The organism is Sodalis ligni, assembly GCF_016865525.2.
GTDB classification, from domain to species: domain Bacteria; phylum Pseudomonadota; class Gammaproteobacteria; order Enterobacterales; family Enterobacteriaceae; genus Acerihabitans; species Acerihabitans ligni.
In genome coordinates this window covers 896,898-917,641 of the sequence record NZ_CP075169.1, presented here as the reverse complement: position 1 = coordinate 917,641, position 20,744 = coordinate 896,898, and the positions used below count along the sequence as shown (strand labels likewise).

Sequence of the window (20,744 nt, the reverse complement as noted above, 5' to 3'; positions counted from 1 at the left end):
CTTCGTTATTCATCATTATTCATCTTCGAGATAAGTGTAACCATAAAGCCCGGCCTCGAACTCTTCGAGGAATTCCGCCTGCAGCGCCGGATCAAGATCGGTCTCTTTGACCTGATCGCGGAAGCGGGCGAGCAGCACATCCGGCTCAAGCTGTACATATTGCAGCATATCGGCCACGGAATCCCCTTCATCGGATTCATTGAGCTCCACGCTGCCGTCTTTAAAGACAAACACGTCCACCGCCGCGGTATCGCCGAACAGATTATGCATATTGCCGAGGATTTCCTGATAAGCGCCCACCATGAAGAATCCCAGCAACGGCGGGTTATCCACATCATAAGGAGGCATCGGCATGGTGGTGGCGATGCCGTCGCCGTCGATGTAGTGATCGATGGTGCCGTCGGAATCGCAGGTGATGTCCAGCAGCACGGCGCGGCCTTCGGGGGGTTTGTCCAATCCCTCCAGCGGCAGCACCGGGAAGAGCTGATCGATGCCCCAGGCGTCCGGCATTGACTGGAACAGCGAGAAGTTCACATACAGCTTATCCGCCATGCGCTCTTGCAGTTCGTCGATAATCGGGCGATGGGCGCGGTTGCTGGGATCAAGCTGTACCTGGATCATGCGGCAAATATTCAGATAGAGCTGCTCCGCCCAGGCCCGCTGGGTCAGATCCAGCATGCCGTGGGTATATTGGGTATGGACATCGTGCAGATCCATCTGGCTGTCGTGCAGCCATTCGCGCAGAGAGCGCCGATTAAGGGGTTCCTGCATTTCCTGCCAGGTTTGCCACAGGCTTTCCAGCGCGCGCGGCGCGTCGTCATCCGGCGGGTTCGGCTCGCTGAACTCATTACGCTCGACGCCGATGATATTCGATACCAGCACCGTATGATGGGCGGTGACCGCCCGGCCGGATTCGGTAATCACCGTGGGATGGGGCAGATCGAATTCGTTACAGGCGTCGCCGATGCCCCAAATCACATTGTTGGCATATTCATTGAGACCGTAGTTGGCGGAGCAGTCCGATTGGGAACGGGTGCCTTCGTAATCCACGCCCAGCCCGCCGCCCACGTCGAAACATTCGATGTTGACCCCCAGCCGGTGGAGTTCCACATAAAACCGCGCCGATTCACGCACGCCGGAAGCAATATCGCGGATGTTGGACAATTGTGACCCGAGATGGAAATGCAGCAGTTGCAGGCTGTCGAGGCGGCCTTTGCTGCGCAGGAGTTCCACCAGTTGCAGTACCTGGACCGCCGCCAGTCCGAATTTGGATTTTTCGCCGCCGCTGGATTGCCATTTGCCGGAGCCCTGCGACGCCAGGCGGGCGCGCACGCCCAGACGGGGCACCACGTTCAGCCGCTCGGCCTCTTCCAGCACCAGTTTAATTTCGCTAAGCTTTTCAATCACCAGATAGACTTTGTGACCCAGCTTCTCGCCAATCAATGCCAGGCGGATGTACTCGCGATCCTTATAACCATTACAGACAATCACGGTCCGGGTCATGCCGGCATGGGCCAATACCGCCATTAATTCCGCCTTGGAGCCCGCTTCAAGACCCAGGGGCTCGCCGGAATTGATCAGGGATTCGATGACCCGACGATGCTGGTTCACCTTAATCGGATAAACCAGGAAATAACCGCCTTGGTAACCGAATGATTCCCGGGCGCGCTTGAAGGCGCCGTTGATGGAACGCAGCCGGTGCTGAAGGATTTGTGGAAAGCAAAACAGCGCCGGCAGCCGCTGGCCGTCGTTTTGCCGCTCTTTGACCAATTCGGCCAAATCCACGCGCGCTTCGGGGAAATCCGGATCGGGGCATACGCTGATATGGCCCAGTTCGTTGACATCAAAGTAATTGTTTCCCCAGTAAGCGACATTGTAGGTGCGCATCATTTTACTGGCATCGCTGTCATTCATGGCGACCTCCTGCATGGAACGCAAAGTATCATGGTGGCCGGTACGGTGAGGCCCTTGGTGTTTTTGATCATCAAACATGATGTTGCTCTCTCCCACGGTTCACGTTGATGATCCCGTGCACCGTTTTCACAGCGTAAAAACCACCGACGGTGGCATGGTTAAGCGTGCGCCCACAGGCCGCCAACAGCAATAAACGCCGCCGGATGCAGCGGGCATCCGGTACATCGGTACCATAATTGTAAAACACCTTGATGAACTCCGTGCTACGGGACAGAAGAAACCCATGAAAAATGGGCCGCATGAAATGGAAATGCCTGGCGCTGCCGGCTCAGTTGCCGGCGGATGAACTGCCGGTCCCGGCGGCCGGCGTCAGGCCGAAGTATCGGTAACATCGGCGAGAAACTGGGAATGACGCGGAATAAGTATAGGTTACCGGGCATGCGAGACAGCGGAGAATAGGGTCGGTGACGACCGATGAAGTGCGGATCATTAACTGTGTCACCCCCGGGCTGGCGCATCCGGCGGCGCGGGAGCCGGTCCGGTGCAGATAAAAAGTTACAAGATGTAAACGAAGGCCATTCACATCGCGCTCTATGTATGTGCGCGCGAATTTATACAGCCAACGCCCTTAAAATGCAAAATGAAAATCATGACAAAGCATTTTCAGCGGGTGAATCGTTGCCATTAGCCCCTGACGGACACATTTCAGAAGAAAAATTGCTGGCGTTTAGACGCCTGGGTGTCCTAGAATAGCCATCCAGAAGTTAATCCATCCATATATTGGGGTATGACCGATTAACTCAGCGACTCACTGCTTAATGCTATTAATCCGCGGGACGTTGCAGGACGCGTAATGCCATCAGAGGAAAATCGCTTTTCCCGGTGATTTATCCACAGCGCTACGCAGTCATTTCTAACCCGTATTCTAAGGTAAAGAGACCGATGGCTAAACACCTATTTACGTCCGAATCCGTTTCAGAAGGACATCCTGATAAAATCGCGGATCAAATTTCCGATGCCGTGCTTGATGCGATCCTGGCACAGGATCCCAAAGCCCGCGTGGCCTGCGAGACCTATGTGAAAACCGGCATGGTGCTGGTCGGCGGCGAAATCACCACCAGCGCCTGGGTGGATATCGAAGAGTTAACCCGCAGGACCATTCGCGAAATCGGTTATATCAATTCGGAAATGGGTTTTGACGCCAACTCGTGCGCCGTGCTCAGCGCTATCGGCAAACAGTCCCCCGATATCAATCAGGGCGTGGACCGTACCGATCCGCTGGAACAGGGCGCCGGGGACCAGGGCCTGATGTTCGGTTATGCCACCAACGAAACCGACGTATTGATGCCCGCCCCGATTACCTACGCCCACCGCCTGGTTTCACGCCAGTCGCAGGTGCGGAAAAACGGCACCCTGCCCTGGCTGCGTCCGGATGCCAAAAGCCAGGTCACCTTTGCCTACGATAACGATAAAGTCGTCGGTATCGATACCGTGGTGCTCTCCACCCAGCATTCCGATGACATTTCGCTGGCGGATCTCCATGAAGGCGTGATGGAAGAGATCATCAAGCCGGTGCTGCCCGCCGAATGGCTCTCTCCCGCCACCAAATATTTCATCAATCCCACCGGCCGTTTTGTTATCGGCGGCCCGATGGGAGACTGCGGTCTGACGGGACGTAAAATCATCGTCGATACCTACGGCGGCATGGCTCGCCATGGCGGCGGCGCATTTTCCGGCAAGGATCCGTCCAAGGTGGACCGCTCCGCCGCCTATGCCGCCCGCTACGTTGCCAAGAATATCGTCGCCGCGGGCCTGGCCAGCCGCTGTGAAATCCAGGTGTCTTATGCCATCGGCGTGGCGGAACCGACGTCCATCTCCATCGAGACATTCGGCACCGGTAAAATAGCCGATGACAAATTGATCCCGCTGGTGCGCGAATTCTTCGATCTGCGTCCGTACGGCTTGATCACCATGCTGGATTTGTTGCAGCCTATTTACCGCGAAACCGCCGCCTATGGGCATTTCGGCCGCGAACATTTCCCGTGGGAAAAAACCGATAAGGCGCATTTGCTGCGCGACGCCGCCGGTTTAAAATAAACGGTAAATTCATCCTTTAAAGCAAAAAATGAAACCGGTTACACTTTCTCATTTCCATGAATTTCATTCGGTTAACTTCCAATTTGCATGGTAAATTTTTGCCTACCGCTTCGTTTTCAGCTATAGCTTATTAATACCGGGATACGGTTTTGCCAACGGCAAGAATGACGCGCTTTTGAAAAGTTTTAACTGCCGTCTTAGGCATAAATGCTTTCTAAACAAAAATATGTGAGTGTAATCGATTACATAGTTGTGATCTGGCGCACATAATGCCCCAGGCATTTGCCTAACATACATAATTATTAATTTTTGAAGTTATTAGGGAGGTACTATGAGTACTGCCAAACATAGGTCAGGCAGCTCTAATGCTCGCATAACCTTTTTCGTCTGTTTTATGGCCGCCCTTGCCGGCTTGCTTTTTGGCCTGGATATCGGCGTGATTGCCGGTGCGTTACCCTTCCTGTCGAAAGATTTCCAAATCACCCCCCATGAACAGGAATGGGTGGTCAGTTCAATGATGTTCGGCGCGGCGGTGGGCGCGGTAGGCGCCGGTTGGCTGTCAGCGAAACTCGGCCGTAAATACAGTCTGCTGATTGGCGCGCTGCTGTTTGTAATCGGCTCGTTATGCTCCGCGTTTACGCCAAGCGTTGAACTGCTGATCGTCGCCAGGGTTATCCTCGGCCTGGCGGTAGGTGTCGCCTCTTACACCGCCCCGTTATACCTATCGGAAATCGCGCCGGAAAAAATCCGCGGCAGCATGATTTCCATGTATCAATTGATGATTACCATCGGCATCCTGGCGGCCTATTTATCCGATACCGGCTTTAGCTACAGCGGATCCTGGCGCTGGATGCTGGGTGTGATAACCATCCCGGCGGTATTGCTGTTCATCGGCGTTCTGTTCCTGCCGGGCAGCCCGCGCTGGCTGGCGGCGCGAGGGCGTTTCATCGAAGCGCAGAAAGTTCTGGATATGCTGCGGGATACCTCGGCGCAGGCCAAAAATGAACTGGATGAAATCCGCGAAAGCCTGAAGATCAAACAAAGCGGCTGGGCACTGTTCACCAGCAACGGCAACTTCCGCCGTGTAGTTTATCTGGGCATCTTGCTGCAGGTAATGCAGCAGTTCACCGGCATGAACGTCATCATGTATTATGCGCCGAAGATTTTCGGCATCGCCGGTTTCTCCGGTACCGCCGATCAAATGTGGGGAACGGTCATTGTCGGTTTGGTGAACGTACTGGCCACCTTTATCGCCATCGGCCTGGTGGATCGCTGGGGCCGCAAACCCACCCTCAAGCTGGGCTTCCTGGTTATGGCCGTCGGCATGGGCGTATTGGGTACGCTGCTGCATATCGGCGTCGAAACCGACTTTAGAAAATATTTCGCCATTGTCATGCTGATGATGTTTATCGTCGGTTTCGCCATGAGCGCCGGTCCGCTGATTTGGGTACTGTGTTCCGAAATACAGCCGCTCAAAGGCCGTGATTTCGGCATCACGGTCTCCACCGCCACCAACTGGATCGCCAACATGATAGTCGGCGCCACCTTCCTGACCATGCTGGATAAATTGGGCAACGCCAACACCTTCTGGGTCTACGGCGGCCTGAACGTCCTGTTTATCCTCCTGACCTACTGGCTGATACCGGAAACCAAAAACATCTCCCTCGAACATATCGAACGGAACCTGATGACCGGCAAATCCCTGCGTGAAATCGGCGATCGCGCCTAACAATCAGATCGCTTTCACCCAACGTGACAACGTGCCTGTCAAAGTGAGCGTGTGTTAAAGGGAAACCGCGAGCATCGGGCATGCAGCGAGCGTGTTAAGGGAAACCGTGCTGATGGGGTCGAATCGGGCATGGTTTTCCTACCCGACCGAGCACCCCACAGCGCGGTAAGCCCGCTATCACCTGACGTGCAGCAAGCGTGTTAAAGGGAAACCGCGCGCATCGGGCGTGCAGCGAGCGTGTTAAGGGAAATCGTGCTGATGGGGTCGAATCGGGCATGATTTTCCTGCCCGACCGAGCACCCCACAGCGCGGTAAGCCCGCTATCACCTGACGTGCAGCAAGCGTGTTAAAGGGAAACCGCGCGCATCGGGCGTGCAGCGAGCGTGTTAAGGGAAACCGTGCTGATGGGGTCGAATCGGGCATGGTTTTCCTGCCCGACCGAGCACCCCACAGCGCGGTAAGCCCGCTATCACCTAACGTGCAGCAAACGTGTTAAAGGGAAACCGCGAGCATCGGGCATGCAGCGAGCGTGTTAAGGGAAATCGTGCTGATGGGGTCGAATCGGGCATGATTTTCCTGCCCGACCGAGCACCCCACAGCGCGGTAAGCCCGCTATCACCTAACGTGCAGCAAACGTGTTAAAGGGAAACCGCGAGCATCGGGCATGCAGCGAGCGTGTTAAGGGAAATCGTGCTGATGGGGTCGAATCGGGCATGATTTTCCTGCCCGACCGAGCGCCCCACAGCGCGGTAAGCCCGCTATCACCTGACGTGCAGCAAACGTGTTAAAGGGAAACCGCGAGCATCGGGCGTGCAGCGAGCATATTAAAGGGAAACCGCGCCAATAGTCCGAAGCGGCCGGCCCGCCGCCATCGGGCCCCCCCCCCACTTGCCACCGGCCCCAAAGCTGGTTTATCTTGCTCTCATGAAACCGATCCGCATCCCCATAGCCCTTCAGCAGGCCGTCATGCAGTGCTTGCGCGAAAACCTGCGCCTGGCCGGCCAATATTTTAACTGCGATTTTCCTGAACCGACGCTAACCTATCGGCAACGAGGCACATCGGCGGGCACCGCCTGGCTGGAAAAATGGGAAATCCGCATCAATCCGGTCCTCCTCCTGGCCAACCAGGCCAGCTTTATTGAAGAAGTCGTTCCCCATGAACTAGCGCATTTACTGGTATTCCGCCAGTTTGGCCGCGTAGCGCCTCACGGCAAGGAATGGCGCTGGATGATGTCCGAAGTCCTAAAGTCCGATCCCCGCCGCACCCATGAGTTCGACCTTGCCACGGTACGTACCCATACCTACCCATACGCGTGCGGATGCCGGCGCCATGATTTAACCATCCGCCGACATAATCGCATCCGCCGGGGCGAAGCCCAATATCGCTGCCGCCAGTGCGGCAATATCCTCCATTACGATGAAAATGCCTGACCCCCTCCGATTTGCCTACAGCCGCGAGATTCGCTACCCTGCGTTTTTCCTTTTGTTGAATAACCGTTATGCCAAATAAAACGCTCCGGACTCTGTTACTTTACTTATTCTATTCTCTCCCCTTACTGCTGATGCCCGCCGTTGCACCGGCCAAAGGAATCAATAACTTCAGCCAGGCCAAGGCGGCGGCGGTCAAAATCAATCAGGACGCCCCGGGCAGCTTTTACTGCGGCTGTAAAATCACCTGGCAAGGTAAAAAAGGCATCCCGGACCTGGCTTCCTGCGGTTACCAAATTCGCAAAAGCGCCCTGCGCGCCAACCGTATCGAATGGGAGCATGTGGTACCGGCCTGGGAGTTCGGACATCAGCGGCAATGCTGGCAAAACGGCGGCCGCAAACATTGCGCCGAAGACGCCGGCTACCGGCAAATGGAAAATGATTTGCACAATCTGCAGCCCGCCGTCGGCGAAATCAACGGCGACCGGGAAAACTTCCAGTACGGTCAATGGAACGGCGGTGAAGGACAATACGGCCAATGCGCCATGAAAATCGATTTCAAAAATAAGCTGGCGGAGCCGCCGGCCCGCGCACGGGGCACCATTGCCCGCACCTATTTTTATATGCGCGATCGCTATCACTTGCACCTGTCGAGCCAGCAAACCCAGCTGTTCGAGGCCTGGGACCGGCTTTATCCGGTCACGCCCTGGGAATGCCAACGCGACAGGCGCATCGAGGCGGTGCAAGGGAATGCCAATCCTTATTGTTCAGCGGGCTTGCCAGTCATAAAACCCCTGACCTACTATAGGACAACCCGACGCGCGGCCAAACGGCGCCGGAAAGCGACTCCAGGCTGCGTAACCGCGACGCGCAGCGGGTATTTTCGACTCCAGGAAAAACGATAACAGCATGCGTATACCGCGTATCTATCATGCCGGGCCGCTCCCGGCCGAGGGCAGCGTGAAGCTCAGCGAGGATGCCACCCACCACCTGACCCGGGTGCTGCGCCTGTCCGAAGGACAGCCCCTGCATCTTTTTGACGGCAGCAATCATGTCTTCGATGCCCGGATTACCGTGGCGGACAAAAAAAACGTCGTGGCTCAGGTCCATGCCGTACGGCCCCAGGACTGCGAATCACCGCTACACCTGCATTTGGGCCAGGTGATGTCCCGGGGCGAAAAAATGGAGTTCACCATCCAGAAATCCATCGAGTTGGGAGTGAATGTCATTACCCCATTGTTTTCAGAACGCTGCGGCATCAAGCTGGAAGGAGAGCGCCTGGCAAAAAAGATCCAGCAGTGGCGGAAAATCGCTATCGGCGCCTGTGAACAATGCGGCCGCAACGCCTTGCCGCAGATCCGCGACGCCATGAATCTCGACGATTGGTGCGCGGAACATGAACCGGGACTGAAACTCAATCTGCATCCGCGGGCCCGGCACAGCATTAATACCCTGCCGCTGCCGGTGGAACGGGTGCGGTTGCTCATTGGTCCGGAAGGAGGCTTGTCCTCCGAAGAAATTGCCATGACCTCCAGCCACGGATTTACCGAAATCCAGCTGGGGCCCCGAGTTTTGCGCACAGAAACCACAGCGCTCACCGCCATTACGGCTTTACAGGTTCGTTTCGGTGATCTGGGTTAAAGGAGAAATCAATGATAAAGATCGGCATTGTTATGGACCCCATTTCGTCCATCAACATCAAGAAAGATACCAGTTTCGCCATGCTGCTCGAAGCGCAACGCCGCGGCTGGCAGATTCACTATATGGAAATGAGTTCGCTCTACCTGCGCGGCGGCGAAGCCAGGGCCACCACCCGGCTGCTGGCGGTAAAGCAGGATTATGACGACTGGTATAGTTTTCATGGGGAGCAGGATATTGAACTAGGCTCCCTCGACGTCATCCTGATGCGCAAGGATCCGCCGTTCGACACCGAATTCATCTATGCGACCTATATCCTGGAACGGGCCGAAGATAAAGGCGCCCTGATTGTCAACAAGCCCCAAAGCCTGCGCGATTGCAATGAAAAGCTTTTTACCGCCTGGTTTGCCCACCATACCCCCGATACGCTGGTGAGCCGCCGGGACGATCATATCCGCGCTTTTTGGCACCAGCATGGGGACATCATTCTCAAACCCCTGGATGGCATGGGCGGCACCTCCATATTCCGGGTGAAACCCGAAGATCCCAACCTCTCGGTAATCATCGAAACCCTCACCGGTTACGGCCGGCATTTTTGCATGGCGCAAAATTTCCTGCCGGCCATCAAGGATGGCGATAAACGGGTCTTGGTGGTAGACGGCGAACCGGTGCCTTACTGCCTGGCACGCATCCCCAAAACCGGTGAAACCCGCGGCAATCTGGCGGCGGGCGGCCGTGGCGAAGCCCGAGCGCTGACGGAAAGCGATTGGAAAATCGCCCGCGACGTTGGCCCGATATTAAAAGAAAAAGGCCTGATTTTTGTCGGTCTGGACATTATCGGCGACAAGCTGACGGAGATAAACGTCACCAGTCCCACCTGCGTGCGGGAAATCGAAGCCGCATTTCCCATCTCCATCACCGGCATGCTGTTAGACGCCATTGAAAAAAGATTAGCCCAGGGAAAAAACTGATTTGTGGCTGGTCGCAAGAGGATTTACCTTGCGGCCAGTGACTTATTGACCGTTTACCCGCATACTTGCTCTTCGCCTATTTATTAAACTCTTTATATAAAAAAAGTCAGAATGAATTTACAGCATCACTTCCTTATCGCCATGCCCTCACTCCAGGATCCGTTATTTAAGCGCTCGGTAATCTATATCTGCGAACATAACGATGAGGGGGCCATGGGATTGATCATCAATAAGCCGGTGGAGCAATTCACAGTAGAAAGTGTGCTCCTCAAGCTGAAAATCATGCCGGTAGAGAGAGACCCTGCCATCCGGCTGGATAAGCCGGTATTTGCCGGCGGTCCGCTGGCGGACGATCGGGGGTTTATCCTCCACACGCCTAAAGAAGGATTCGGCTCCAGCATCGCTATTTCCGAAGAAACCATGATCACCACATCCAAAGACGTACTGGAAACCCTTGGAACGGCCCAACAGCCGCAGGACGTCCTGGTGGCGCTGGGCTACGCCGGTTGGGAAAAAGGGCAGTTGGAAGATGAGCTGCTGGAAAACGCCTGGTTGACTATTCCCGCCGACAGCGAAATCCTGTTTCGCACCCCCATCGCGTCCCGCTGGCGCGACGCGGCGCGCAAATTAGGTATCGATATGCATAATATCGCCAACGAAGCAGGCCATGCATAATGTCCAATCGCACTATGATGGCGTTTGATTTCGGTACCAAAAGCATCGGTGTGGCCATCGGCCAGGAGATTACCTGTACCGCGCGGCCATTAACGGCGTTCAGGGCGCAGGAAGGCGTTCCCGACTGGTTGCAGGTGGAAAAATTATTGCATGAGTGGCAACCGGATCTGGTGGTGGTAGGACTGCCATTGAATATGGACGGCAGCGAACAGCCCCTCACCCTGCGGGCGCGCAAGTTCGCCAACCGTCTGCACGGCCGTTTCGGCTACGAGGTCGTGCTGCACGATGAACGGCTGAGCACCGTGGAAGCCCGCGCCGGTTTATTCGAACGCGGGGGATTCCGTGCCTTGAGCAAGGGCCGGGTCGATGCCGGCTCGGCGGTCATTATCCTGGAAAGCTACTTTGAACAGCAGATGACCGGGAACACGCCTCACTCCAGATAAAACACCGCTTTCAATTCGTTGCTCACCGGGCTGTTATCCTCGTTGGACGGCATTACGGCGGTCATGTATTTCCACCAGCGCCGGCATACCTCGGTTTGCGCCACCGCATTCCAGCGCTCCTCGGATTCCATTTCAACATAGGCAAACAGCAGGTGGCGTTCTTCATCCATAAAAATGCTGTAGTGATGTGCGCCGTGGGCCTTGAGGGTTTGCGCCAGCTCCGGCCAGATGGGATTGTGGCGGTGGCGGTACTCCTCATGGGCCTCGGGATTCACCTGCATGACGAAAGCCTTCCTAATCATTTTGCACGTCCAGCGCCGCCGCCATCGGCGTCACCCCGAACCGGCGGCCCAAGGCAATCAGTTCCTCCCGGCTGATAGTCTGTTTTTTCCCGCCCATGGAGCGGACCTTAACCATGATTTCCGCCGACTTTTCCGCGGTGTCGATAAGACCGAAGGCATCATCAAGGGTTGGGCCGCTGGCAAAAATACCGTGGAAAGGCCATAAAACCAGCGGATGGGATTCCATCTGTTCAGCGGTGGCCGCGCCGATGCCGTCGGTGCCCGGCACCATCCAGGGCACGATGCCCACGCCGTCCGGGAACACCACCAGACATTCGGTGCTGCCTTCCCAGAGCTCGCGGGTAAAGCGGGCGCTATCCAGATCAAGCACATAGCTCAGGGCAATAAGATTGGTGGCGTGGCAATGCATAATGACCCGGTTGCTATCCTTCGTCACCTGCTTGCGCACCACATGGGACTGGAAATGAGACGCCAGTTCGGAGGTGGGCAGACCGCCGGCGGTCAGACCCCAGAGAATACTGTAGCCGTTTCCTTCGGCATTGACTTGCAGTAGCACCAGATTATCCGACGGGGATAATTGCACATTGCGGAAAAACTTTCCCGAACCGGTAACCAAAAAATAGGAATTGGCTAATTCCGGCACCCCCTGGGTCAAGGATTCGGTACGGGGCTGGGGGCTGAATTCCGCACGGTACGGAGCGACATCCTCCGGCGTCAGACGCAGGCTGACGTTACCGCCATTGCGCTCATCCCAACCTTTAAGCCACATGTCGGTGGTGGCTTTGACCATTCCCTGTACGAACCAGGAAGAAAGTATGGTTTGCATAACTCATTATCCTCAGCGTTTGCTTGATACGGAACTTTCATATTCACGAACCACCCGCAGCCAATCGCCGCCGACCGGTACATCGTGAAGTTGACAATATTTATCCCACACCGCCTGCCAGGGCAGTGATTTGGTCTCTTCCAGCAACGCCAGGCGCGCGGTGTAATCTCCTTGCTGCTCCAATTCACGCAGTTGCCCCGTGGGTTCCACAAGAGCCCGCAGAAGCGCTTTTTTCATATTGCGGGTACCGATGACCCAAGCGGCGATGCGGTTAATGGACGCATCAAAAAAATCCAGTCCGATATGCACGCGATCAAACAAATCATGGCGGATGATTTCATTGGCGATGGCCTGGGTCTCATCGTCCAGCAATACCACATGATCGCTGTCCCAGCGCACCGGACGGCTGACGTGCAGCAGCAGCCGGGGCACAAACAGCATGGCGCTGGAGATCTTGTCGGAGATAACCTCGGTGGGATGGAAATGGCCGGCATCCAGACAAAGGGCGATACCGCGGCTGCTGGCGTAACCCAGGCAGAATTCACTGGATCCCACGGTATAGCTTTCGGCGCCGATGCCGAACAGTTTGCTTTCGACGGCGTCGATATGGTGGCGGCTATCCAGCTTTTCGGCTATCACCTCGTCCAGTGCGGCCATAAAGCGCTGCCGGGGCGCCAGCCGGTCGATGGTGACGTCCTTCATCCCGTCCGGGACCCAGATATTCATCACCGACGGAGTACCCAGTTCGCGGCCAAAGTAGGCGGATATCCGGCGGCTGGCCTGGCAGTGTTCAATCCAGAAGCGGCGGATGCCTGCATCGGCATGGGACAGGGTAAAGCCATCGGCGCTGAGGGGGTGTGAAAAACAGGTAGGATTGAAGTCCAGGCCCAAATCGTGATTACGCGCCCAGTCCACCCAGCCGGCGAAGTGCTTCGGCTCGATTTCATTACGCTCAACCCGACCCTCGGCCTCCAGATAAATGGCGTGGAGATTCAGCCGCTTCGGGCCGGGAATCAACTGGAAAGCCAGCTCCAAATCCCCACGCAGCTCACGGACATTACGCGCTTTGCCGGGGTAATTGCCGGTGGCCTGAATGCCGCCGGTCAGCGATCCGGTGGGGTTCTCGAAACCGGCCACATCGTCACCCTGCCAGCAGTGCATTGAAACCGGCAAGGTATCCAGCAATGTCAAGGCTGCGTCAACGTCGACATTAATATCCGCATAACGCTGCCTTGCCAATTGCCAGGCATTTTCAATGGATTGACTCATAATAAGCTTCCTCTGTCAGATGGACAGCGAGAATATTCCCCACGGCCATTACGATTATTTCTTTTATTCTATGGCTGGCAGTGTAAGAACTTTGTTCATTAATCACCTTCCGGTGAATGCCACCCCGAATGCACGGGTGGCAGAATAGCGAAGATGAATGTGAAGCAGATCACAAATATGGCAGGCAGCCAGGGTCCCTGATGTAAAAAAATATATTGTCGGCGCATCTGTGATCACCGCCGCAATTTTGATCTTACTATCACCAATCTTTAAAAAATAACCCGAATGACACTGATGCCGGTCAATAATTTAAGGTTATATTTTAGTAGCACGCCTTACTATAAAGTCCCTATAACGGTGAGGTACCGGCAATGACTTTACTCTGCGGTGAGGATTTCTTTATTTCAAAAGACGCGACGGTGGCCATTGAACCACGCTGGCCTCAGCCTGCATTCCCCGAGCACTACCACGATTTTTGGGAGATCGTCCTCGTTGAAAAGGGATCGGGTATCCATGTTCTCAACGATCAGCCCTACGTGCTAGGCAGCGGAACAGTCTGTTTTATTCGTGCCGACGATCATCATCTTTTTGAAAACGTCGACGATCTGAATTTGATTAACGTGTTGTACCGTTCCCCCCACGGATTTCGCTATCTGGCCGACCTCAGTGATTTTTTGCCCTCGCGCGACCTGCCGGACGGCCAGTTGAGCTGGCAGATAAATCATGCGCAGATGCAACAGGCCAAACAGTATATCCGCGCCTTGAGCGACTTGATGGCGGACACTTCGCCGGAAAGCATTGCCGCCAGCGAAGGGCAGTTTCTGCAATTGCTTATCATGCTGCGCAACGGCTGTTTCCAAAACCGCGGCGACGGCAACCGGGAGCAGCGCTTGCAGGGTTTGTTACGCTGGTTGCAGCATAACTTTTGCAACGATATCGACTGGATGGCCCTGGCGGAACAGTTTTCCCTGCCGCTGCGCACCCTGCATCGCCAGCTTAAGCAGCAGACCGGCATGACCCCGCAGCGCTACCTGAACCGGCTGCGCTTATTGGAAGCACGCAAGCAATTACAGCAAAGCGATAAAACCATTACCGAAATTGCCCACGCCTGCGGCTTTAGCGACAGTAATCATTTTTCCACCCAGTTCCGCCGGGAGTTTTCTTTATCACCTAAAACGCTCCGTAACGGGGAACATTGATTTCAATGAGTTAACGGTGAATTATGGCAAATGATGCCCGGCGCAATAAATCGCTCTCGCGAACGTGCCATTATTCCCCTTTTGTGTAGGTGCCGGGGAAGGTCACGATGTCACATCTGAAACTGGATACTACCGATTATTTCCTGTCAGATAAAAATGCAATCACCGTCGAGGATCGTCATCCGCAGCCGGCCTTTTCAGCCCATACCCATGAATTCAATGAATTGGTCATCGTCTGGCGGGGCAACGGCCTGCATATCCTGAACGATGTGCCTTACACCATTACCTGCGGCGATTTGTTTTATATCAACGCCGCCGATAAACACAGCTACGAATCCGTCAACGACCTGGAGCTGGATAATATCCTGTATTGCCGCCATCGCCTGACGCTATCCTCTGACTGGGACTCCCTGCTGCCGGGGGAAAACGTCGATCAGGCCCAGCGATATTGGCGGCTGAGCACGCCGGGCATGTCGGTCCTGCGGCGGGAAGTGGATGCGCTGGCGCGGGAATGCATGAAAACCGACCCGCTGTCGATTATGCTCAGCGAAGCGCTGTTTCTCCAGGTGGCGCTGTTGCTCAAACGGTTCCGCCACTCTCCGGACAGTCTGCTGCTTTCCGATGCCGAACAGCTGGATTTATTGCTGATGGCGTTACGCGTCAGTATCAATGAGCCCTTTCGTCTGGAAGACTTTTGCCGGCAACACCAGTTGAATGCCCGCAGTTTGAAATCGCTGTTCAAACAGCAGACCGGCATTGGCGTTAACCAGTATTTACGGCAGCTAAGGCTTTGCAAAGCCATGGACCTATTGCGCCGCGGGCAACAAACCATCGGCGAGGTGGCTTCCCAATGCGGATTCGACGACAGCAATTATTTTTCCGTGGTGTTCAATCAATCCTACGGTATCTCCCCCCGGCAATATCGTCAGCGGTTTCAGAAAAAAAATCACGGCACCACGGGAAACGGTTAAGTTATTGTCATTTTCTTTGACCGTCCAATAGCCTCTTCTTTGCTGCCCTGCGGTTTTTATTCCATTCCCCCGTTCTGATATTCTTCGCCAGCAACGACGTCACGCGTTTTTTTAATTAGATATACCGGCTTAGTTAGTTATTACACAATTCTTCACAATAAACGTTTTTCAAAATAAACGGCGTGTCTATAAATAGAAATATTCCTCATCGCGGCAAAAACTATATGGCAAAATTGCTCCCATCAGTTTGTTAAGATTTCATGACCCTAGCGGCCCCCTTGGTAAAATCATAGAACCGTGGACAACGGGGGTCTAACCGCCGCCCCGCTGCCGAGAGTTTTGCTCAAAAGTCAGCATGCCCTGTCCCTTTCCGGTCTGCAGCAGTCCCGGCAGCAGATGGGTTTTACCTTCGCGGATAAGGTTGCGCACCGCCGGCGTGGCGATCATCAGCTCAAACAGACCCATGCGGCCCCCCTGCTGCCGCGCCACCAATTTTTGCGCCATTACCGCCAGCAGGCTGTCGGCCAGCATGCCGCGGGCAAAATCCTGCTCCTGGGCGCAGAACGCGTCCAGGAGCCGATTGACGGCCTGGCACGCATGCCGGGCGTGCAGCGTCGCCAGCACCAGGTGGCCGGTTTCAGCGGCGGTGAGCGCCAAACGGACAGTGGCGGCGTCGCGCAACTCCCCCAGCAGGATAACGTCCGGATCCTCCCGCAGCGCCCCCAGCAGGCCGGCCCGGAAATTTCGGCAATGCTCGCCGATTTGCCGCTGCTGAATGAGACAGCGATCCGGCCGATGGATAAATTCCACCGGGTCTTCCAGGGTAATGATATGTTGCCGGCGGAGATGGTTAAGATGATCCACCATGGCCGCCAGCGAGCAGGATTTGCCGCTGCCGGCGGCGCCGGTCACCAGCAGCAGGCCCTGTGACCGGGCCAGCAGTTCCGTTATCTCCGGCGGCACCCCTAACGCGCAGAGCGTGGGTATCTGCGCGGGAATCAGCCTGAAGGCGGCCGAAACGCCGGTATGCTGGCGGAAAAAATGAGCGCGCAGACGCCGGCCGCCGGCCAGCGCCGTCACGCCGTCCGCCTGGCCGGACAGTGCCAGCGCGTCCCGGCCGCGGGGGCCGAGAAAGCCTTCGCACCAGCCGGTAATAATATCTTCGCCGAGGGGTGGTAGAGTCTTCAGGGAGCGCAGCTCGCCGTCGATACGAACGATGGGCGCCAAACCCGGACAAAGGTGCAGATCTGACGCATTATGCTTTACACTATGGGCCACCAGTTCATCCATATTCATACGACCTCCTGAAAACATGAGCGCTATCGAACAGAATTTACAGCAGGTAACAGCAAGAATCTCGGCTACCGCCAGGGAATGCGGCCGCGATCCCGGGGAAATTTCTTTGCTCGCGGTCAGCAAAACCAAACCTGTGGAGGCGATCGAAGAAGCCATTGCCGCCGGCCAGCGGGCTTTTGGCGAAAATTATGTGCAGGAAGGCGTCGAAAAAATCCATTATTTTCAGCAGCGGGAATTTATCCCTCCCCTGTCATGGCACTTTATCGGCCCGTTGCAATCGAATAAAAGCCGCCTGGTGGCGGAACATTTTCACTGGCTGCACACCTTGGATCGCCTGCCACTGGCACAGAGACTGAACCATCAGCGCCCGGCGGAATCGGCGCCGTTGAACGTGCTGATTCAGATAAATATCAGTGGCGAGGAGAGCAAGTCGGGTATTATGCCCGACAGGCTGCCTGAGCTGGCGGCGGCGGTGGCGGAACTGCCCCGCTTGCGGCTGCGCGGACTGATGGCCATCCCGGCGGTGGAGAGCGATTATCAGCGGCAGCTGGCGGTATTTCAGCGGATGGCGTCGCTTTTTAACGGTTTACGCCGGCAGTTCCCCCAGGCCGACACCCTGTCTCTCGGGATGACCGGCGATATGGCGGCGGCGATTGCGGCCGGCAGTACCCTGGGTAAGAATCGGTACCGCTATTTTCGGCGCCAGGGATTACGGCGCCCCCACAGCATAATCATAATGATGAGGAAGAGCATGCAACAGCGCAAAATCGCCTTTATCGGCGCCGGCAATATGGCGCAGGCCATCATCTCCGGCCTGGTGGCGCAAGGCTATCCCGCCGAACTTATCACCGTTTGCGCGCCGACGGCCCAGCGCCGCGACGCGCTGGCGGAACGTTTTTCAGTACACGCCGTCGATGACAACAGCGCTGCCGCCCAATCGGCGGATGTGGTGGTTCTGGCGGTGAAACCACAGCTGATGGCGGATGTTTGCCGCCAGCTTTTTGAGAACGTGGATTTTTCCGGCAAACTGGTGCTGTCCATCGCCGCCGGGGTAAACCTGAGCCGCTTTCGGGCGCTGCTGGGTGAATCCATAAATCTGGTGCGGATTATGCCGAACACCCCCTCGCTGGTGGGTAAAGGCATGAGCGGGCTTTACGCGCCGGAACAGGTGAGCCGGGCCGACCGCGACTTCACCGCCGGCCTGATGGGCGCGGTGGGTAAAACCTGCTGGCTGGGGAAAGAGAGCGATATCAACGGAATTATCGCCGTAGCGGGCAGCGCGCCGGCCTATTTTTTCCTGTTGATGGAAGCCATGCAGCAAGAAGCCGTCAACCAGGGATTCGACCAGGAGACGGCGGCCATGCTGGTGAGGCAGGCAGCCATCGGCGCCGCCGAACTGGCTGAAAAAAGTCCCGATACCCCCCTTGGGACATTGCGGCAAAATGTCACATCGAAAGGCGGCACCACCGCCGCGGCGCTGCAGGTGTTCGATGAACGGCAACTGTCGCAAACCGTCGCCGAGGCCATGCGGGCGGCGGTCAAGCGCGCGGAAGAAATGGAAAAATTATTCTGATACTTCGCGACTCCGTGCAATTTAACGTTATTAAGGACACTTTCTTCTTATGTTGACGCTGACGTTTTTGGTCACCACCGTGATTGATCTCTATATCATGGTGCTATTGCTGCGTATCTGGATGCAATGGGTACGTTGCGATTTTTATAATCCGTTTTCGCAATTTATCGTCAAGATAACCCAGCCGATTATCGGCCCCCTGCGCCGTATTATTCCGTCGCCGGGCCCCATTGACAGCGCGTCGCTGCTACTGGCCTATATTCTGGCCACGCTGAAATTCCCGCTGTTGATGCTGATTCAGGCCGGCGCGTTAGCGGTGGATCCGCTGAATTTGCTGGTGGGGCTGCTGACGCTGCTGAAAGCCGCCGGGCAGCTGGTGTTCTGGGTGATTATCATCCGTTCCTTGATGAGCTGGGTCAGCCAGGGCCGCAGCCCGATGGATTACGTGCTGTTTCAGCTCAGCGAACCGCTGATGGCGCCGATTCGGCGCATTATTCCGGCCATGGGCGGTATCGACTTCTCCGCCATGGTGGTTATTTTGATCCTCTATCTGCTGAACTATCTGGGGATGGATCTGTTTCAGGGGCTGTGGTATCAGCTGTAAACGGTATCCGTAAGGACCAGGACTATGCAAAAAATCGTATTGGCCACCGGTAATGCCGGTAAAGTCGCCGAATTGGCCGGACTGCTGACGGATTTCGGCCTGGAGGTGGTGTCGCAGGCCTCGCTCGGGGTGGAGTCGGCGGAAGAAACCGGCCTGACGTTTATTGAAAATGCCCTGCTTAAAGCGCGCCATGCCGCCCGCGTCACCGGCCTGCCCGCCATTGCCGATGACTCCGGGCTGGCGGTGGACCATCTTGGCGGCGCGCCGGGAATATACTCGGCCCGCTATGCCGGCCCCGATGCCGATGACCGGCAAAATCTGGAAAAACTGTTAAACGCCCTTAAAGGCGTACCGGAACACCAGCGCGGCGCCAGCTTCCATTGCGTACTGGTCTATCTGCGCCACGCCGACGATCCCATTCCCCTGGTTTGCCACGGCGCCTGGCGCGGCGTTATCGGGCCTGATGCAGTGGGCGACGGCGGGTTCGGTTATGATCCGGTGTTCCGGATCCCCGCGCTGGATTGCAGCGCCGCCGAATTGAGCCGGACTGAGAAACAGAGCTTGTCCCATCGCGGCCAAGCCCTGGCGCTGTTGCTGGACGGCCTGCGTCATGCTTAGCTTGCCGCCTCTCAGCCTGTACATCCATATCCCCTGGTGCGTACAGAAATGCCCCTATTGCGATTTCAATTCACATGCGCTGAAGGGCGACGTTCCCCATGAGGAGTACGTGAATCATCTGCTGGCGGATCTGGACCAGGATCTGGCCTATACCGGCGGTCGCGATATCAGCACGATTTTTATCGGCGGCGGCACTCCCAGCCTGCTCAGCTCCGAGGCCATGCAACGCCTGCTGGATGGCGTACGCCGGCGATTGCCGGTGAACGCCTTCGCGGAAATTACCATGGAAGCCAATCCGGGCACGGTAGAGGCCGAACGTTTTCACGCCTATCATCAGGCCGGTGTAAACCGCATTTCCATCGGGGTGCAGAGCTTCAATGAAGAGAAACTGATCCGTCTGGGACGGATTCATGGTGCGCAGGAGGCCCGCGGGGCCGCCCGCCTGGCCGCCGGTCTGGGCTTGCGCAGCTTTAATCTCGATTTGATGCACGGTTTGCCCGATCAGACGCTGGAACAGGCCCTGGACGATTTACGCCAGGCCATCGCCCTCAATCCGCCGCATCTGTCCTGGTACCAGTTGACCATCGAACCCAATACGCTGTTCGGTTCCCGTCCGCCGGTCCTGCCGGACGACGACGCCTTGTGGGATATCTTCGAGCAGGGAAACCACCTGCTCGCCGCCGCCGGTTACCGGCAATACGAAACCTCCGCTTATGCCAAACCGGGCTTTCAATGCGAGCATAACCTGAATTACTGGCGTTTCGGCGATTATCTCGGCATCGGTTGCGGCGCCCACGGCAAGCTGTCCCAGGCCGACGGCACCCTGCTGCGCACGGTCAAAACGCGCCATCCCCGTGGCTATATGCAAGGAAACTACCTGGAGAAGCGCTATGGGGTGGAACCGGCGGATTTGCCCTTTGAGTACTTCATGAACCGTTTCCGGCTCACGGAACCCACCCCACGGCAGGAGTTCAGCGCCTTTACCGGCCTGGATGAAGAAACGGTCCGTCCTGCCCTTGACCAGGCCCTGGCGGGCGGTTATATCTCCGAAGACGACAGCTGCTGGCAGGTTACCGAGAAAGGCAAACTGTTCCTGAACCCGTTACTGGAAATGTTTATGGAATAAATCACGCGACCGCCGGAACAGGCGCGTGGTTTTTAGAGTGAAACACGCGACCACGCGGGAACGGG

At 56.2% G+C, this 20,744-nt stretch carries 19 protein-coding genes and 2 pseudogenes; 15 read left to right on the top strand and 6 right to left on the bottom strand.

Annotation, left to right across the window (positions count from 1 at the left end; translation table 11 throughout):
- Nucleotides 1-15: 15 nt before the first annotated feature.
- Nucleotides 16-1,992, bottom strand: a complete 1,977-nt coding sequence (gene speA, locus GTU79_RS04245) for a biosynthetic arginine decarboxylase (RefSeq protein WP_203522775.1) — start codon at nucleotides 1,990-1,992, stop codon at nucleotides 16-18.
- Nucleotides 1,985-2,161: a hypothetical protein gene (locus GTU79_RS04240; RefSeq protein WP_203522776.1), complete on the bottom strand. Its 177-nt coding sequence runs from the start codon at nucleotides 2,159-2,161 to the stop codon at nucleotides 1,985-1,987. Before GTU79_RS04240 ends, speA begins: the two co-directional genes overlap by 8 nt.
- A gap of 695 nt (nucleotides 2,162-2,856) precedes the next feature.
- Between GTU79_RS04240 and metK the strand changes: the two genes are divergently transcribed.
- The 8 genes and pseudogenes from metK to ruvX all read left to right on the top strand — a co-directional run bounded on the left by metK (nucleotide 2,857) and on the right by ruvX (nucleotide 10,895).
- Nucleotides 2,857-4,011, top strand: coding sequence for a methionine adenosyltransferase (gene metK / locus GTU79_RS04235; protein ID WP_132923382.1), 1,155 nt, complete (start codon nucleotides 2,857-2,859; stop codon nucleotides 4,009-4,011).
- A 331-nt stretch (nucleotides 4,012-4,342) separates the two neighbouring features.
- Nucleotides 4,343-5,740 carry a sugar porter family MFS transporter gene (locus GTU79_RS04230; RefSeq protein ID WP_132923383.1) on the top strand — a complete coding sequence of 466 codons (1,398 nt, stop codon included), beginning with the start codon at nucleotides 4,343-4,345 and terminating at the stop codon, nucleotides 5,738-5,740.
- A gap of 924 nt (nucleotides 5,741-6,664) precedes the next feature.
- Complete coding sequence (locus GTU79_RS04225; protein WP_132923384.1) at nucleotides 6,665-7,171, top strand: SprT family zinc-dependent metalloprotease; 507 nt, start codon at nucleotides 6,665-6,667, stop codon at nucleotides 7,169-7,171.
- A gap of 131 nt (nucleotides 7,172-7,302) precedes the next feature.
- A pseudogene (gene endA / locus GTU79_RS04220) lies at nucleotides 7,303-7,957 on the top strand (deoxyribonuclease I).
- A 120-nt stretch (nucleotides 7,958-8,077) separates the two neighbouring features.
- Nucleotides 8,078-8,809, top strand: coding sequence for a 16S rRNA (uracil(1498)-N(3))-methyltransferase (gene rsmE / locus GTU79_RS04215; protein ID WP_132923386.1), 732 nt, complete (start codon nucleotides 8,078-8,080; stop codon nucleotides 8,807-8,809).
- 11 nt (nucleotides 8,810-8,820) lie between these two features.
- Nucleotides 8,821-9,777, top strand: coding sequence for a glutathione synthase (gene gshB / locus GTU79_RS04210; RefSeq protein ID WP_203522778.1), 957 nt, complete (start codon nucleotides 8,821-8,823; stop codon nucleotides 9,775-9,777).
- Nucleotides 9,778-9,888: 111 nt separating this feature from the next.
- Nucleotides 9,889-10,452: a YqgE/AlgH family protein gene (locus GTU79_RS04205; protein ID WP_132923387.1), complete on the top strand. Its 564-nt coding sequence runs from the start codon at nucleotides 9,889-9,891 to the stop codon at nucleotides 10,450-10,452.
- Complete coding sequence (gene ruvX, locus GTU79_RS04200; protein WP_203522779.1) at nucleotides 10,452-10,895, top strand: Holliday junction resolvase RuvX; 444 nt, start codon at nucleotides 10,452-10,454, stop codon at nucleotides 10,893-10,895. The genes GTU79_RS04205 and ruvX overlap by 1 nt, the downstream gene beginning before the upstream one ends.
- Here ruvX and rhaM read toward each other — a convergent pair.
- Genes rhaM through GTU79_RS04185 form a run of 3 tightly spaced genes read right to left on the bottom strand, consistent with a single transcriptional unit; the run spans nucleotide 10,883 to nucleotide 13,292 of the window.
- The gene (gene rhaM, locus GTU79_RS04195; RefSeq protein ID WP_203522780.1) at nucleotides 10,883-11,197 is read right to left on the bottom strand and encodes an L-rhamnose mutarotase; all 315 of its coding nucleotides are present in this window, start codon (nucleotides 11,195-11,197) and stop codon (nucleotides 10,883-10,885) included. The two genes, ruvX and rhaM, sit on opposite strands and share 13 nt — an antisense overlap.
- The gene (gene rhaD / locus GTU79_RS04190) at nucleotides 11,190-12,023 is read right to left on the bottom strand and encodes a rhamnulose-1-phosphate aldolase (protein WP_132923390.1); all 834 of its coding nucleotides are present in this window, start codon (nucleotides 12,021-12,023) and stop codon (nucleotides 11,190-11,192) included. Before rhaD ends, rhaM begins: the two co-directional genes overlap by 8 nt.
- 12 nt (nucleotides 12,024-12,035) lie before the next feature.
- Nucleotides 12,036-13,292 (bottom strand): L-rhamnose isomerase, encoded by a 1,257-nt coding sequence (locus GTU79_RS04185; RefSeq protein ID WP_132923391.1) that lies wholly within the window; start codon nucleotides 13,290-13,292, stop codon nucleotides 12,036-12,038.
- A 371-nt stretch (nucleotides 13,293-13,663) separates the two neighbouring features.
- On the opposite strand from GTU79_RS04185, the gene rhaS reads away from it, so the two are divergent.
- Entirely contained in the window at nucleotides 13,664-14,491 is an 828-nt protein-coding gene (gene rhaS, locus GTU79_RS04180; protein WP_203522781.1) for an HTH-type transcriptional activator RhaS, read from the top strand.
- A gap of 107 nt (nucleotides 14,492-14,598) precedes the next feature.
- A complete protein-coding gene (gene rhaR, locus GTU79_RS04175; protein ID WP_203522782.1) occupies nucleotides 14,599-15,462 on the top strand; it encodes an HTH-type transcriptional activator RhaR in 864 nt (287 codons plus the stop codon).
- A 312-nt stretch (nucleotides 15,463-15,774) separates the two neighbouring features.
- Here the strand turns inward: rhaR and GTU79_RS04170 are convergent, their stop codons facing one another.
- Entirely contained in the window at nucleotides 15,775-16,758 is a 984-nt protein-coding gene (locus GTU79_RS04170; protein WP_203522783.1) for a type IV pilus twitching motility protein PilT, read from the bottom strand.
- Between the two features lie 16 nt (nucleotides 16,759-16,774).
- Between GTU79_RS04170 and GTU79_RS04165 the strand changes: the two are divergent.
- The 5 genes and pseudogenes from GTU79_RS04165 to hemW all read left to right on the top strand — a co-directional run bounded on the left by GTU79_RS04165 (nucleotide 16,775) and on the right by hemW (nucleotide 20,679).
- Nucleotides 16,775-17,489: pseudogene (locus GTU79_RS04165) on the top strand (YggS family pyridoxal phosphate-dependent enzyme).
- A 20-nt stretch (nucleotides 17,490-17,509) separates the two neighbouring features.
- Nucleotides 17,510-18,331: a pyrroline-5-carboxylate reductase gene (gene proC, locus GTU79_RS04160; protein ID WP_203522785.1), complete on the top strand. Its 822-nt coding sequence runs from the start codon at nucleotides 17,510-17,512 to the stop codon at nucleotides 18,329-18,331.
- 49 nt (nucleotides 18,332-18,380) lie between these two features.
- Nucleotides 18,381-18,935, top strand: a complete 555-nt coding sequence (locus GTU79_RS04155; RefSeq protein WP_203522786.1) for a YggT family protein — start codon at nucleotides 18,381-18,383, stop codon at nucleotides 18,933-18,935.
- Nucleotides 18,936-18,959: 24 nt separating this feature from the next.
- On the top strand, nucleotides 18,960-19,553 hold the full coding sequence (gene rdgB / locus GTU79_RS04150; protein WP_132923398.1) for an RdgB/HAM1 family non-canonical purine NTP pyrophosphatase: 594 nt from the start codon (nucleotides 18,960-18,962) through the stop codon (nucleotides 19,551-19,553).
- Nucleotides 19,546-20,679 carry a radical SAM family heme chaperone HemW gene (hemW, locus tag GTU79_RS04145; protein WP_203522787.1) on the top strand — a complete coding sequence of 378 codons (1,134 nt, stop codon included), beginning with the start codon at nucleotides 19,546-19,548 and terminating at the stop codon, nucleotides 20,677-20,679. The genes rdgB and hemW overlap by 8 nt, the downstream gene beginning before the upstream one ends.
- Nucleotides 20,680-20,744: the final 65 nt, after the last annotated feature.